At 71.3% G+C, this 15,061-nt stretch carries 11 protein-coding genes; 9 read left to right on the plus strand and 2 right to left on the minus strand.

Features of this window, described 5'->3' with window-relative positions; genetic code table 11:
- Positions 1-330 precede the first annotated feature (330 nt).
- Positions 331-1,791, minus strand: coding sequence for a pyridoxal-dependent decarboxylase (locus tag ABD191_RS16370; RefSeq protein ID WP_344082452.1), 1,461 nt, complete (start codon positions 1,789-1,791; stop codon positions 331-333).
- A gap of 89 nt (positions 1,792-1,880) precedes the next feature.
- Between ABD191_RS16370 and ABD191_RS16375 the strand changes: the two genes are divergently transcribed.
- From ABD191_RS16375 to ABD191_RS16395, 5 genes are all read left to right on the plus strand, one after another.
- A complete protein-coding gene (locus tag ABD191_RS16375; protein WP_344082454.1) occupies positions 1,881-2,030 on the plus strand; it encodes a hypothetical protein in 150 nt (49 codons plus the stop codon).
- A gap of 105 nt (positions 2,031-2,135) precedes the next feature.
- Positions 2,136-2,912, plus strand: a complete 777-nt coding sequence (locus ABD191_RS16380) for an SCO2525 family SAM-dependent methyltransferase (protein ID WP_344082456.1) — start codon at positions 2,136-2,138, stop codon at positions 2,910-2,912.
- Positions 2,913-2,940: 28 nt separating this feature from the next.
- Positions 2,941-4,773, plus strand: a complete 1,833-nt coding sequence (locus ABD191_RS16385; RefSeq protein WP_344082458.1) for an SCO2524 family protein — start codon at positions 2,941-2,943, stop codon at positions 4,771-4,773.
- 1 nt (position 4,774) lies between these two features.
- On the plus strand, positions 4,775-5,692 hold the full coding sequence (locus ABD191_RS16390) for an SCO2523 family variant P-loop protein (RefSeq protein ID WP_344082460.1): 918 nt from the start codon (positions 4,775-4,777) through the stop codon (positions 5,690-5,692).
- 2 nt (positions 5,693-5,694) lie between these two features.
- On the plus strand, positions 5,695-6,672 hold the full coding sequence (locus ABD191_RS16395; protein WP_344082462.1) for an SCO2522 family protein: 978 nt from the start codon (positions 5,695-5,697) through the stop codon (positions 6,670-6,672).
- 7 nt (positions 6,673-6,679) lie between these two features.
- On the opposite strand, the gene ABD191_RS16400 is transcribed toward ABD191_RS16395, so the two are convergent.
- The gene (locus tag ABD191_RS16400; protein ID WP_344082464.1) at positions 6,680-7,606 is read right to left on the minus strand and encodes an SCO2521 family protein; all 927 of its coding nucleotides are present in this window, start codon (positions 7,604-7,606) and stop codon (positions 6,680-6,682) included.
- A 299-nt stretch (positions 7,607-7,905) separates the two neighbouring features.
- Between ABD191_RS16400 and ABD191_RS16405 the strand changes: the two genes are divergently transcribed.
- The 4 genes from ABD191_RS16405 to ABD191_RS16420 all read left to right on the plus strand — a co-directional run bounded on the left by ABD191_RS16405 (position 7,906) and on the right by ABD191_RS16420 (position 14,927).
- Positions 7,906-12,273 (plus strand): HEAT repeat domain-containing protein, encoded by a 4,368-nt coding sequence (locus ABD191_RS16405; protein WP_344082466.1) that lies wholly within the window; start codon positions 7,906-7,908, stop codon positions 12,271-12,273.
- A gap of 89 nt (positions 12,274-12,362) precedes the next feature.
- Positions 12,363-13,361 carry an NAD(P)/FAD-dependent oxidoreductase gene (locus tag ABD191_RS16410; RefSeq protein WP_344082468.1) on the plus strand — a complete coding sequence of 333 codons (999 nt, stop codon included), beginning with the start codon at positions 12,363-12,365 and terminating at the stop codon, positions 13,359-13,361.
- Positions 13,362-13,404: 43 nt separating this feature from the next.
- A complete protein-coding gene (locus ABD191_RS16415) occupies positions 13,405-14,061 on the plus strand; it encodes a nucleoside/nucleotide kinase family protein (RefSeq protein ID WP_344082470.1) in 657 nt (218 codons plus the stop codon).
- A 77-nt stretch (positions 14,062-14,138) separates the two neighbouring features.
- Positions 14,139-14,927 (plus strand): class I SAM-dependent methyltransferase, encoded by a 789-nt coding sequence (locus tag ABD191_RS16420; RefSeq protein ID WP_344082472.1) that lies wholly within the window; start codon positions 14,139-14,141, stop codon positions 14,925-14,927.
- The last annotated feature ends 134 nt before the right edge of the window (positions 14,928-15,061 follow it).

Below are 15,061 nucleotides of genomic sequence, written 5' to 3' on the forward strand. Positions count from 1 at the left end.
TACAGCCCTTGGTGCGACGACAGGTCCGGCCGGGCAGCGCGGCCTGGGGCGCGCACACCGTCCGAAGGTTCATCGTCGTCTCCCTGTATTTCCGATCAGATTAATCGGGTTAGTGGGTCAACCGTAAGCGCTCTTTCGCGTCCCGTCAATCGGGACCGGCATCCCATGATTCGCCCGGCCCCCCTGTACCGGGCTCTTCAGCAGGGCGGACGCAGATCACGCGATGCTGACCCCGAGACGGGGTCAGCATCGCGGAGCCCGGGCGGACCTGCGGCGATACCTCCGATCGGCCCGCGCCCGGCCGACGTTTCGGCGACGCTACCCCGAAGATCAGGCACAAACCCCGTCGGCGGCCGCGCGGATCGCGTCCCAGGCGGCCGCAACATCGACCGCGGTCGTCTGCGGGGAGCCGACCGCGACCCGCAGCGCGTACCGCCCGCGCACCCGCGTGTGGCTCAAAAACACCTCGCCAGCCGCGTTGAGCCGGTCGAGCAGCGCCGCGTTGCGTGCGTCGCCGTCGTCGGCCGCGCCGCCGCGCAGCCGGAAAACCACCAGGGCGTACGGGCTGGGAGCGACGATCTCGAAGCGCGGGTCGGCCCGCACCAGGTCGGCGAAGTCGCGCGCCAGGGCCACGTGCGAGCGGATGTGGGCGCGCAGCCCGTCGCGGCCGTACCAGCGCAGCACGAACCACAGCTTCAGCGCCCGGAAGCGCCGCCCGAGCGGGACCTGCCAGTCCCGGTAGTCGATGACGGCGTCGCTGTCGGTGGCCGCGTTGCGCAGGTACTCGGGCAGGACCGACAGTGCCTGGATGAGCTCGGCGCGGTCGGCCACCCAGAAGGCGTCGCAGTCGAACCCGGTGAGCAGCCATTTGTGCGGGTCGAAGCAGTACGAGTCCGCGTGCTCCAGGCCGGCGTGCCCGTGGCGCAGTTCCGGGCAGACCGCGGCCGCCCCCGCGTAGGCGGCGTCCACGTGCAGCCACAGCCCGTACTCGCGGGTGATCTCGCCGATCGCGGGCAGCGGGTCGACCGCGGTGGTGGAGGTGGTCCCGACCGTGGCCACCACGAGCGCGGGGACGGCGCCGTCGGCGAGGTCGGCCGCGATCCGCTCGCGCAGCCGGTCCGGGTTCATGGCGAGGGTGTGGTCGTCGACCTCGATCAGCCGCAGCCCGGCGTCACCGATGCCGGCCAGCCGGACGGCCTTCTCGATGGACGAGTGGCCCTCCGTCGAGGTGTACACGGTGTAGCGGCGCCGCGTGCCGTGCGTGCGCCAGTCGCCACCGCTGGCGCGGTGCAGCGCGGCGAGGGTGGCCACCAGCGTGGCCGAGGACGCGGAGTCCTGGATGACCCCGCCGCCGGTGGCGTGCGAGCGGAACTTCCCGGGCAGGTCGAGCAGGTCGGCCAGCCAGTCGAGCATCACGGTCTCGACCTCGGTGCACGCCGGCCCGGTGGCCCAGAGCATGCCCTGCGTGCCGAGGCCGGCGGCCACCAGGTCGCCCAGCACGCTGGGGCCGGAGGTGTTGGCGGGGAAGTAGCCGAAGAACCGCGGATGCTGCCAGTGGGTCAGGCCCGGGGCGATGATCGCGTCCAGGTCGTCGACGAGGCCGGTGAGCCCGTCGCCGGCCACGGGCGCGGTGGCGGGCAGCTTCCCCGCCACCGTCCCGGGCGCGTCGTCCGGGCGCACGCGCCGCCCGGGCAGCGTCGCCCAGTAGTCGGCCACCCAATCGACAAGCTCATGCCCGTACTGGCGGAACTGCTCCGGCGACATGTGCGGCGGGACTTTCGGATCTTCCATGACGGCACTGTAGTGCTGTCCGGTGACTGACTTATCTATAGGGCGCAAGTGTCCACAGCGGACTTATCGGCGACGGATAACGATCAAGAATGGCGGTGATCGACCTCCGCGACCAAGGTCTCATCGACGACCCTCGGGGCCTGTGCCACGATGGGCGTTACGATGTTGGTTTGTGGTTCTGGAATGTCGCGTACAATGCGGGTTTTGCCTTGTCGCGGCTGGTCACCCTGGAGCGGTGAATGAGCGACCTGTCGGCGGTCGGTCCGATAACCGGTGTCAACCGGTCGGTCACAGCGGTGTTGCATAACGGACATTCCGCGACAGATCTAGTACCATCGGGCTCTGTGATCCGACCGGGCTGCAACGGGGACTACCGGTGGGACGAGTTCAACACGTACTCGTATCTCGACGACAACTACTACGCGCTGCGCGACGACGACCGGCAGATCATCTCGCTGGTCCGTGACTTCTTCGCGGCCGCCGCGGACTGCGCGCCGCGCGGGCCCGACGGCATGCGCACGGGGATCGACATCGGCACCGGCCCGAACCTCTACCCGGCCATGACCATGTTGCCGTTCTGCGACTCCGTCGTGCTGGGGGAGTGGTCGCTGGCCAACCTCGAGTGGCTGCACAAGGAGACGGAGGGGTACGGCCGCAACTGGGACCCGTTCTGGGCTGAGCTTGCCCGCAGCGAGCGGTACCGGGAGGTGGCCGACCCCCGGCGGCGGCTGCGCCAGGTGGCCCAGGTCGAGCGCGCCAGCGTCTTCGATCTGCCCGTCGCGCAATATGACATGGGCACGATGTTCTTCGTGGCCGAGTCGTGCACCGGCGATCCGGTCGAGTTCCATTCGGCGGTGGGCCGATTCGCGCGGTCACTGCGCCCCGGCGCGCCATTCGCGGCCGCCTTTATGACCGGCTCGGCCGGCTATGAGGTGGGCGACCAGCACTTCCCCGCGGTAAAGGTGAATGCGAACGCGATTCGGCGAAGTCTTCGACGGTTCGTCTCTCGTGGATGGTTGCCGTATGCCGCTAAGCTGAGAGTCTGTCCGATCACGACCAACATGCCGCTGCGTGACGGATACGACGGCATGGTTCTCGCGGTTGGCCAGATCCGGTCGTAGAAGTCGGCGTGAGTTTGGCGGTCTACAGATGAAGATGGAGCCGCGCCAGCAGCTGCTGGAGGTCTGGGAAGCCACCGTTCGCATGTCATGGCGTGACGGTGTGTGGCACTGGGGCGGCCGGGACGGCAGAAACTCCATCGCGGATGCCGAGCAGCTGCTGTGCCTGTTGATGCCGGCCACCCAGCTCGGCCACATCTTCGGCATCGACCAGCCGGACGACACGAACGAGGAGATCCTCGAGACCCTCGAGCGGCTGGGCAACCAGTCCGAGATCCCGCGCCGGCTGGCCGCGGCCCTCACGGACTACTTCAACACCTACCGCGACGGAGGCCGGCCGGTGTTCTCCGGCGGCAGCTACTTCGGCAGCGGGGAGGGCCGCCAGGCCATCACCCAGGAGCAGCTCGACCTCGACATCGTGGACTCGTACGCTATGTCGATCACCCTGTCGCTGGCGTCCATCGGTTTCGCCAGGGTCTTCCAGAACGCGGTCACCCGCGACGCGCTCCGCGACGAGATCCGGCGGCTGGCCGAGCTGGCGAGCGAGCGGCTGAGCGCGGCCATGGTGGGCCTGCTGCGCAGCTTCACGATCTCCATCCTGGACATGGACGACCCCGAGGGCAGGGTCCTCGTCGAGACGATCAACAAGTCCAACGAGCCGCGCCGCGTCGTCGTCACCCAACTGCGCCAGCGCCTGCGCCAGACGGTGGCGGCGTTCCGCGAGGTGACCATCGGCTCGGGTCAGCTGCCCGACCTCGACGCGCTCGACAGCAGCACGCGGCTCTTCGAGTGCGGCTGGTCCTGGGGTGTGGTGGAGAACGCGCCGCAGGTGGACACCACCGAGCAGGTCGGCGAACAGCCGAAGGGCTTCGCTCTCGACTCGCCCTATCTCTACTTCACGGTCGTGACGATGGACGCCATCGAGGACCTGTGGTCGGAGCGCACCCGCATTCTGGGTCTGCTCAACGACGAGCAGCAGCGGCTCGCCCGCGCCCTTCAGCTGCGTTACGACCTCACCCGGCAGTACTGGGCGACGGTCGCGTCCTTCGGCGAGCAGTGGCCGCTGGAGGACATCCCGTGGCGCACGACGGACGACAAGGAGTCCGACTACTTCACCCTCCTGGTCACCTCGCTCGCGGTGAAGGGCTTCGTCACCGAGCGCGGCTCGGACGTCGAGCTCGCCCGCGTCGGCAACCTGCTCAGCGAGCTGGCCAACCGGGGCCGCATCACCCGCCGGCCGCTCGGCCACGACCCGGCCGCCGTGCTGCATGCGCCCGGCCAGGAGTTCAGCCTGGACGGCAGCGACATCAACGGCGGCCCGGAGCTGACCTGGTCGGCCACCGAGTTCGCGCCGCTGCTCCTGCAGCGCACCGCGACGATCGCCGGCCTGATCAACACGGCCGTCGCCCGAAACAGGCTGCTCGAACTGGCCGATGACGTCTGGGACCACCTGGAGGTGCGCCGGCTGGACTTCGGCATCGGCCGCGGGCTGTGGGACCAGCCGTCCCAGGCGTTCCCCACGATGGAGCTGCGCTACGAGATCCCATCGTGGTACTACACGGAGCGCGTCGTGCACGGCCTGGTCCTCGTGGCCCGCACGCTCGACCGCGTACCCCTGCGCAGTGAGCGACTCACCCAGGTCGCCAACGACCTGCTCTACGAGGCCGAGCACCTCCTCGACCGGGTGCTGCTCAACACGCCGTCGTCCGGCCGGTCCAGCCTGCGCGCGGTGCGCATCAAGCTCGACCGCGCCCGCCAGATCGTCGACGACCGACCGGGCACCTCGGCCGTCCTCGCCAACGAGGTGCTCCGCCAGCTGGAGACCCTCGCCGCGGCGGTGCGGGAAGTGCCCGGAGGGAACTGACATGCTGGTCTTCGCGACCTCCGATAAGGGTGGCACCGGTCGTTCCGTCACGAGTTCCAACATCATGTACCGCCGGGCGCTGCACGGCAGTGACGTCTGCTACGCCGACTTCGACTTCGGCTCGCCCACCGCGGGATCGATCTTCGACGTCGACAACGCCCTGCGTGGTACGCCGGACAGCGACGGCCTGCACTCGTACCTGCAGGGCATCCGTTCCGAGGCGCGCAAGATCGAGGTGTGGAAGGAGTCCGACCGCCACTCGCTGCGTCGCCGGCCCGCCCTCGCCGGCCGCCTCGTGCTCCTCCCGGGCGACCTGGGGGGCGCGGAGTTCGCCGCCACCGCCGAGATCGTCGACAGGTGCGCGCGGCTGTTCCGGGACCTGGAGGAGGAGTTCGACCTGACGCTGGTGGACCTCAGCGCCGGCCGGTCGTACGCGACAGGGATCGTGCTGGCGGCCACCGCGCGCCCGGAGTTCGCCGGGCGCTTCCGGTGGATCGTCTATCACCGGTGGACCCGCCAGCACGTGCTCGCGGCCGCCAACCTGATCTATGGGCACCAGGGGATCCTGGAGACCGCCCGGGACTGCGGCCACGACCCGGTGGAGCTCAAGGCGGCCCTGCGGACGGTGCGTACCGCCGTGGTGGACCCCGAGCGTGACGAGCTGGGCGGGCTGAGCGAGGCGCAGATCGCCTGGCTGCGGGCCAGCAACCGGGGCCTGCGGGAGCTCGCGACCACGGAGCGCGTCGGCCGTACGATGCTGCTCGGCTCCGTCCCGCTCGACCCCGTGCTGCAGTGGCGTGAGCAGCTGATCTCCGACAACGACGTGCTGGACCGCGGCATCGCGAACGAAGCCACCGTTAAGGCTTTCGAATCGTTGGGCAAGCGTCTGGTAACAGACGAGGCCTGGGAGACGCTGTGACCGTGGTTGACGCGATTGGTCCCACCTTCCGCGAGGAACAGGCGGAGCGGAAGGTGGAATCGGTGCCGTTGTCGCACCTCTCCCTCGAGCTGGGTCACCTCTACATGGAGGACTTCAACGAGGGCTACGACGCGCTGCGCCGGCACTTCGCGCGGGTGGCGCCGTGGGCGGGCGTGGCGGCCGCCTCCGGCGCGGGTCAGGTGCCCGGGCGCAAGGCGCGGGTGAGCACGTGCTTCCTCATCGACGACTACTTCACGCGCTTCAGCAGCCCGCTGACGGTCGTGCGGAACCTGGAGCGGGCCGCGGCCGAAAGCAAGATCACCATTGACTACATCGCGCGGGAGTCGGGCTGCGCGATGCTCGACGGGGTCGACGTCGCCCGCCTGGTCGCCGACCGCCTCGTGGTCGAGCCCACCCCCGAGACCACGGGCGTACGCCCGCCGGTCACGGAGAGCGGCTGGCTGTCCAACGGCCAGCGCTCGCCCGCCTCGGGCTCCGCGCCCGCGATGGCCAGCCTGTTGCAGTGGAAGCCGCCCGTGGAGACGGCCGCCAACCGGCACTCCATCTTCATGGACGTCCAGCTCTGGGATGAGGAGGGCGGCCGGCGCACCTGGTCGTGCCCCTTCCTGGCGGCCGTGTGGCAGCTGCTGCGGCTGGGCCTGCTGCGCCACCGCGGCGAGGGCCTCGTGCGGCCGGTGCCGATGGCGGTCTGGCTCGCGACCGAGGTGACGGACGACTGGGACCGGATGCCGCCCGTACTGCAGCTGAACCCGCGCGCGGCGCCGTTCGGGGCCTACCGGACGATGTCCGTGCTCGCCTCGCGCTACCTGCCGGTCGAGCACGCGGTGCGCACCATCCTCAACCATGTGGCCGTGGAGGCCGCGGTGCTCGAGCAGGTGCAGGAGCGCAGCCAGGCCGAGGGCATGAAGGTGCCCGCGGAGCTGGTGGAGCGCATCGGCTACTACTTCGCCGGCGGCTGAGCCGCCGTCACCGCCCGGCGCGGTCGGTCAGGACGGCGCTGAGCGAGACCTGGTCGCGGATGCGGCTCACGGACGTGTCCCATTGGCGGGTGAAGCCCGGCCGCCGCTCCAGCGACTCCCACACCGGCAGCAGCGGCTCGGCGACCCGGGCCGCCGGCATCCAGAGGTGCAGTAGGTGGTCGATGGCCGGCCGCAGCTGGGCGACGCGCTCGGCCGGGCTGGCCGTCGCGGTGATCCGGCGGTCCACGTAGGAGATCATCGTGGTGAGCAGCCAGTCGTGCAGGGCCAGGTCCTCGCAGAGGTCCACGACGGCCGCCAGCGGGACGTCCGGCACGCCCAGCACGAGGGTGCGGACCGTGTCCGACTCGACGGAGAACGCCGTGCTGACCGGCGCCTCGGCGGCCACGCGCCAGGCCAGCCAGCGCAGCCGGGTGCGCTGGGTACGCAGCGGCGCGCGCCGGTCGAGCAGCCCGGAGCGCTGCGCGCCGTCCATCGCCCGGCCGGCGATCGCGCCGAGGTCGAGGCTGCGCTCGCTCTCCGCGGCGCGGACCTGCCCGTTGCGCAGGTCGGCCAGGTCCACCTTGCCGATGGTCTCCAGCTGACCGGGCCGGGCCAGGTAGTGCGACCAGGCCCGCCGGCGTGGCTCGCGGCCGGGCTCCACGACGGCGAACGCCGAGCCCTGCAGCACGTGGCCGGCCGTGATGGCGGCGCGGCTGGCCACCGTGCCCACGGCGCGCGTGCGGCTGCCCGTGCCCGTGGGCAGGCGGCAGTCCACGCCCGTGAGGCGTTCGGGCGACACGGCGTAGGCGATCGGCCGTTCGGAGCGGCGCACGCGCTCACCCAGGACGACGTCCAGGATCGCCGCAGCGTCGTCCTGAGCGACGGCGGTTGAGTTCTGGAGCAGTCCGGTGTGGACCTCGCCGAGGATGAGCATGGCACCTCCGTGCTCCATACTGACGCCCCTCTGTCGTGGCACCAAATGCGGGCATCGGGGCAGGCCGCGCCCGGTCTCATCGTTTCACGCGCTGGGCCCCGAGGCCCGTTGGCGGAGCCGGCCGACGCGGCGCGACCGTCGGGTCGCGGCACGTCCCCATGCCAGCGGCCAACCTGCCCAGCAAGTCCCCGAACCGGGTGTGCGACCGACGGCGTCGCGGTGTTGCCGGGCCTCGACTAGTGGACCGACACTGGCCATGATGGACAGAGTGGCAGGTCGGCCAAGCACGGGGAGAGATATTGACGAAGGTCTACATCTCTGCGACGTACCTTGACCTGCAGAGTTGCCGCCTGGCCGCGCAGATGGTGCTCCGGCAGCTGCATTACGAAGACATCGCCATGGAGACCTACGTGGCCGACAACCGCCGCCCGGTTGATCGGTGCCTGCGCGATGTCGCGGCGTGCGACCTCTACATCGGCATCTTCGCCTACCGGTACGGATACGTGCCGCGCGGGGCGACCATGTCGATCACCGAGATGGAGTACCGGGAGGCCCAGCGGCTGCGCAAGCCGTGCCTGATCTTCCTGCTCGACGACGACGCCCCGTGGCCACCCCGCTGGGTCGACCGGGGCGAGAACCTCGAGCGGATGCTGGCCCTGCGCCAGCATCTGCAGGAGACGCACGTCTGCGACTTCTTCACCGGCCCGGACTCGCTGGCCCACCAGGTGAGTGTCGCCCTGACCAACTGGCACAACGACACCGGCACGGCGGCGCCCGGCCGCGAGGCGCTCAGCCAGGACAGCCTCGACCGGTACCTGGCCCGGCTCAAGGCGCACTGCGCCGGCGTGGACGTCGAGCTGCTGCGCCCCGCGGTCCACCCGGACGTGCGCCAGGCCAACCTGGCGGCCGTGTTCGTCGAGCCGACCGTCCGGGAGAACCAGCACCGGGTGGAGATCCCCCGGGAGTGGCGCCGGCGCCTGCCCGAGGCCGGCGACGCGTCCTGGGTGCCGGCCGACGTCGGCGACGTGCAACGGCTGTGGCAGGCGCTGCACGCCGGCCCCGAGCGCCGGCTCTTCGATGTGCTCACCGAGCGGGGCCAGCGCACGGTGGTGCTGCTCGGCGACCCGGGCAGCGGCAAGTCCACAATCGCCCGCTACCTCATGGGCGCGCTGGCGGGCACCACCACCGACCGGCGGCTGAGCGCACTCGCGGAGCACCTGCCGGTGCTGCTGGAACTTCGCTCGTACGTGGCGATGATGCGGGCCGGTCGCTGCCAGAGCTTCCTGGACTACCTCGACGTCGAGGCCGGCGGCAACGGCCCGGGACTCGCGCGCGAGGTGCTCGAGCCGTACCTGCGCGCCGGGCACCGGGCGCTGGTCGTCTTCGACGGGCTCGACGAGGTGCCCCGCCAGGACCTGCTGCGGGCCGGGGTCGCCCGCCAGATCGCGGGCTTCGCCGCGGAGTACCCGCAGGTGCGGGTGATCGTGACGAGCCGGGGGGTCGGCTACGCGGCCACATCGTTGGGCGACTTCGCCCACTTCACGCTCCAGGACCTCGACGGGGCCCAGATCGGGGACTTCCTGCGCCGGTGGACGGCCGAGGTACGGCGCCGCGCGCCGGAGGTGAGCCAGGTGAACCGGATGGTCGCCGCGCTGAGCGGCTCGGCCACGATGCGCGAGCTGTCCGGCAACCCGCTGCTGCTGACGATCCTCGCGCTCGACGGCGACGGCCAACCTCCCCGCGGCCGCTGGCAGCTGTGCCAGCACGCGGTGTCCGTCCTCGTGAAGCGCTGGGACGGCATCCCGCGCGCCAACGACGACCCGCTGGCGTTCCTGACCGCGACCGACCACCTGCGGCTGCTGCGCAACCTGGCCTTCCGCGCGGTGACCGGCCAGCTGTCCGTCGCCGACAACGTGATCAGCCAGGAGGACCTGTGCGGCGCGTTCGAGGAGTACCTCAGCCCCAAGTTCATCCAGGAGCCCGACCGCGCCCGGCTGCTGGCCAGCCGGCTGGTGGACGAGTTCCGCGAACGGCATTTCATCCTCAGCCGCTTCGGTGACGAGCACGTCGGCTTCGTGCACCGCACGTTTCTGGAATTCTTCGTCGCGGACGCGATCGTGCACCGGCACGCCGAGGGTACGTTCACCGCGACCGACCTGGCCGACCTCTACCGCGCGCACTGCGCCGACGCCGCCTGGCACGAGATCCTGCGGCTGATCGCCGCCCACCCCGGCGTCGATGTCGGCCCGCTGCTGACCGTGCTGACCAGCCGAGCCGACCGCCCCTGGCCGCCGGCGGAGTTCGACGAGCCGCCCACGCACCTGGCGCTCGCGGTGCAGTGCCTGGCCGAGGTGGCCGACCTGAGCACGGTGGCCGAGCCCGCGACGGCGCTGCTGCGGCAGGTGATCCTGCTGCTGGAGCATGGCGTCACCATCGACGACCGGGCGACCGACCTCATGGTGGAGGGCGAGCTGCTGCCCGCCGCCGCGCTCATCGGCGCCGAGTGGCCCGGCCGCAAGGAATACCTGCGCTGGTACCGCCGGCGCGGCTCCGCCATCGTCTCGGCGCCCATGTCCTCGCACGCTGCCCGGCTGGCCGCGATGCTCGCGGACGAGTACGACGGGGTGGTCAGCCTGCTCGACCAGCTCGGCCGACCGCGGGTGCCGCTCGCGGCGGCCCTCGCCTCCGTGGCGGGCATCGAGGAGCTGGCGCGGGTCGGCCTGCGTGATGCCGGGGAAGCGGTGGCCGGGGGCGGCGATCCGGCCGGCGGCCCGGACCAGTCGGCGCAGCAGACGGTCGCCCGGCCGAGCGCGGCCGCCATGCAGCAGGTCAACCAGGCCGAGGACCTGCTGGCCCGCCGGGTCGCCGAGGACCGGCCGGCGCCGGTCCGCCGCGCCGCCACCGAGGCCATGGTGACCACGCTCGCCGGCCGCGACAGCGTGGCCGAGCTGATGCTGATCCGGGCCCGCGAGGACGCGAACCCCGACATCCGGTCCAGCGTGCTGCGCGGCCTGGCCGACTGGTTCCACGCCGACGCGCGCTGGTTGGAACTCATCATCGACCGGGCCCGCACGGATCCGGCGCCCGCCGTGCGCCGGGTGGCCACCGAGCTGCTCGACCACGCGGGCCACGAGCCCGAGTGGGCGCTGGTGGAACGGCTGGTGTCGGCGGACGTGGACGCCGGCGTCGTGCGGGAGGCCGTGCGCATGGCCGACCGCCAGGGCGGCCTCGACCGCATTCGCCTGGCGCTGATCGCGCGGGCCACCACCGACTCCGACGAGCTGGTGCGGCGCGCCGCGGTGCGGCTGCTGGGCGAGCGCTACCCGGCCGGGGCGGTCTGTGACACGCTCGCCGAGCGCGCCCGCGTCGACCGGGACGCGGGGGTGCGCCGCGCCGCCGTGCAGGCGCTCGCGGACGTTGGCGGGCCGACGGCCCTGCTGCGTGACGTGCTGCGCCATCAGCTCGGCGAGGACGCGGACACGGGCACCCGGGTGGCCGCGCTGCGCGCGTACGTCACGGCGTTCCCCGCCGAGCCGGACACGACCGCACTGCTCATCGAGCGGGTGCGGGCGGCCCACGATCCCCGGGTGCGCACGGAGGCCGTGCGACTGCTGGTGGAGCGTGGCACGGACATGGCGGACGTGGCCGCGCTGCTGACCGTACGGGTCGAGCGCGAGGCGGTCGCCGAGACCCGGCAGGTCGTGCTCACCGAGCTGCTGCCGCTCATCTCGGGCGACGCCCGGCGTGACCTGCTGTTGCGGGTGGTGGACAACGACGGTGACGCGAAGGTGCGCGCGATCGCGCTGACGGCACTGGTGCCGGCGGTCGAGGCGGACGCGGCCGTGCGCCAGCGGATGCTCGACCGGGCCCGCAACGACCAGGACGCGCAGATCCGGCTCATCGCGGTGCGCAGCCTGTGCACCGTGGCCGCCGACGTGCCCGCCGTGCGTACGCTCCTGCGGGAACGTATCCGCGTCGAGCGCGACGTGACCGTGTTCGAGGAGCTGACCGAGGCCCTCCTCGCGCTGCCCGGCCGGCCGCACGTGGCGCTGAAGTCCCGGCTGACGCGCGATGATCCCCCGGGCGTGCGGCGGTGCGCGGTGCGGGCGCTGGCCCGGCTGCCGGTCGGTGAGGACATCCGTACGCAGCTCGCCGCCCAGGCCCGCACCGACCTCGACGTGGACGTGGTGGCCGAGGCGGTCGAGGGCCTGGTGACCCGGTTCGGCCCGGGCCCACTCGTGCGCGACGTGCTGGTTGAGCGCGCCGCCGACGGCGAACGGCCGATGCGCGCGCTGGCCATGCGGTGCCTGGGCACCCACTTCGGGGGCGAGGCCGACGTGGCGCGGCTGCTGCGCGAGCGCGCGGAGTCCGACAGGGATATCCAGGTCCGGCTCGCGGCCATGCGGGCGCTGTGCGACCGGCCCGCGCCCGGCCCGGCGGTGCGCGACGTGCTCGTGACCCTGACGGAGCACACCGACCGGCGCGTGAGCGTCGCGGCGGTCCGGTTGCTGGGCAGCCTCTTCGGCCGCGACGACGTGGCCCGGCGGGTCATCGCCAACCGCGCCGCCCGCGCCGGGTCGGCTGACCTGCGCGCGGCTGCCGGGCAGGTGCTCACGTGGTTGCCCGACGCGTCGCCCGCGGACCTGCCTGACATTTCCCAGCGTTGACGGCACAACCGTCCTAACCGGACCGCCATGAAATTGATGGACTCAAGGATTCACGTGAATGGGATCCTAGGAACCGTTAACCTCGAACAGTGACTGCCCAAACACGCGACGTTCTCATCTACGGCGCCGGGGTCAGCGGGCTCACCACGGGCATCCGGCTGGCCGAGCGCGGGCACCGCGTGACGCTCTACGCCCCGGAGACGATGCTGACCTCGTCGTACGCGGCCGGTGCGCTGTGGGGCCCGGTGCTCACCAAGGACGAGCGGGTGTTGCGCTGGAGCGGCGTGACCCTGGCGGAGCTGGACCGCATCCGCGCGGAGGCGGGGGAGTTCCTCTCCGGCATCCGTCAGGTCACCGGCGTGGAGGCGGCCAAGACGCCCACGGAGCCGCCGGAGTATCTCAACCAGCTCAGCGACTTCGCCATGGTGCCGGCCGCGGACCTGCCCGAGGAGTACGTCTGCGGGTGGCGCTACACCGCGCCGATGCTCGACATGCCGGTGTACCTGCGCTACCTCGACGACCGGCTGCGCAAGCTCGGTGGGCGGGTGGAGCAGCGCGCGGTCGCGTCGCTGCGTGACTTCCCGCCACCGTGGACGGTCGCGGTCAACTGCACCGGGTCGGCTGCCAAGGACCTGGTGCCGGACGCCGGTATCGAGCCGGTGCGCGGCATGCTCGTCGTCGTGGAGAATCCGGGCATCGAGGAGTTCTTCGCGGCCGCCGTCGAGCACGACGTGGTCGACATGACCTACCTGCTGCCGCACGGCGACCGGGTGGTGCTCGGCGGGCTGGCGGAGCGGGAAGCCGAGCGCGACCCCGGGCAGCCCCGACCGTCCGATGAGGACATCGCGCAGGCGATCATCGACCGGTGCGCGGCCGTCGAGCCGAAGCTGGTGGGCGCGAAGGTGGTCGACCGGCGTGTCGGCTGGCGTCCCACCCGCAGCTCCATCCGGCTCGAGTGCGAGGACCTCGGCGAGCGATGGCTGATCCACAACTACGGGCACGGCGGCGGGGGCGTCAGCGTGTCCTGGGGCTGCGCCGACGAGGTGGTGACGATCGTCGACCGGATCGCGCGACGCCCGGCCGGGTGAGGACAGGGCCGGGCGACGGCAGGGACGGGGTGACAATGGAGCCGTGCGTGCGCGGCCGATCTCTCCCGAGGCTCTGGAGGCCCGGCTCGGCGACCGGGTCGCCGGGCAGGCGCCAGGCGCGTGGCTGCGCGTGGGCGTCGACGGCGCGCCGCCGGCCCGCCCGGACGCCCTCGCCGGCGCCGTGGCGGAGCGGGTGCGTCTGCTCGGGCGGCCCGTGCTGCGCCTGCGGGCGTCGGACTACCTGCGCCCGGCGTCGCTGAGGTTCGAGCGGGGCCGGACGAACCCGGACGCGTACTACGACGACTGGATCGACTACGCGGCGATCAACCGGGAGGCCCTGGCGCCGTTGTCGGCGGGCGGCTCGGGCCTCGTCCGTGTCGTGCATCGTGAACCCGACACCGACCGGGCGAGCCGCTCGCCCCGCGTCGCGCTACCGCCGGGCGGCGTGCTGATCCTCAGCGGCGCGATGTTGCTCGGCGCGGGACTCGCGCTCGATCTCGTCGTGCATCTGGCTGTGTCGGGCGCCGCACTGGTCAGGCGCATGCCCGCCGACCTGGCGTGGGCGATTCCCGCTTTCGAGCGATACGCCGTCGAGGTTAGTCCGACGCTCCAGGCGGACTGGGTCGTATTGCTAGACGATCCGCGTCATCCTGCCATACTGGACCAGACAGTAATACGCGATGTGCCGGATGATCAATAGCCGAATGCCTCATTGACGGACGACGTTCGTTGTCCGAAAATGATCAACCGTCCACATCAGACTTTTCGAGAACAGAGATGCGCATGGTCACCAATGATGACACCTCCGCAGATGTAGATCAAGCAACGCGGGTCCTGGTCGCCGAGAACGAGGTCAACCGGGATCTGATCTTAGAAGGCATGAGCGAGGCGGAAACGCGCCGGGTGCGCGACGAGCTCATTCCCGTCTATGACGAGATCGGCTTTCACGCGAGGCAGGCGTGGAAGTCCGCACCCGCCGTCTATGACGGCCACTCGCTGAAGATCCTCGGCCACCCCGTGATGGAGGACTGGGAGGACCCCTACATGGCGGCGCTGGCGGCCGTGGCCGCGAGCAACGGCGGACAGGTGCTCGAGGTCGGCTTCGGCCTGGGCATCTCGGCCGGCTACATCGCGCAGAGCCCGGGTATCACCCGGCACATCATCATCGAGGCCAACGCGGACGTCGCGGAGCGGGCCCGGCAGTTCCGGGACGGGATCGCCACCCACCCGACCGAGGTCCTCGAAGGGCTGTGGGAAGAGGTCATCGACGAGGTCCCGGACGGGTCGCTCGACGGCATCCTGTTCGACGCGTACCCGTTGGACCAGTCCGAGGTCATGAACCAGGCCCATTTCGCCGCGACGGCCTACCGGAAGCTGCGCCCGGGTGGTCGCTTCACCTATTTCTCGGATGAGATCAGCGGATTCCGCGCCGAGCATTTCGACGCCCTCGTCGCGGCGGGATTCGCCCCCGGGAACATCGACTTCGAGATCGTCAACGTGACCCCGCCAGAGGATTGCCAGTACTGGAAGAGCGACACGATCATCGCGCCGATTCTCACCAAGTAGCGCCGCACAGTCACGCATTTTAGGGGCTTTCCCGCCGCCGTCCGTCCCGGATTCACGGGATGTGAATTGTTGTCCGTGATTCGTATGCTTGAATTCCGGCGGACGGCGGCAGGACGGTGACCCGAGGTGGATAT

The organism is Luedemannella helvata, from assembly GCF_039528415.1.
GTDB lineage: Bacteria > Actinomycetota > Actinomycetes > Mycobacteriales > Micromonosporaceae > Luedemannella > Luedemannella helvata.

Coding starts and splice junctions, on each gene's coding strand:
- ABD191_RS16370 (WP_344082452.1), bottom strand. CDS start 1,791: ATGGAAGATCCGAAAGTCCCGCCGCACATGTCGCCGGAGCAGTTCCGC.
- ABD191_RS16375 (WP_344082454.1), top strand. CDS start 1,881: ATGGCGGTGATCGACCTCCGCGACCAAGGTCTCATCGACGACCCTCGG.
- ABD191_RS16385 (WP_344082458.1), top strand. CDS start 2,941: ATGAAGATGGAGCCGCGCCAGCAGCTGCTGGAGGTCTGGGAAGCCACC.
- ABD191_RS16390 (WP_344082460.1), top strand. CDS start 4,775: ATGCTGGTCTTCGCGACCTCCGATAAGGGTGGCACCGGTCGTTCCGTC.
- ABD191_RS16400 (WP_344082464.1), bottom strand. CDS start 7,606: ATGCTCATCCTCGGCGAGGTCCACACCGGACTGCTCCAGAACTCAACC.
- ABD191_RS16420 (WP_344082472.1), top strand. CDS start 14,139: ATGCGCATGGTCACCAATGATGACACCTCCGCAGATGTAGATCAAGCA.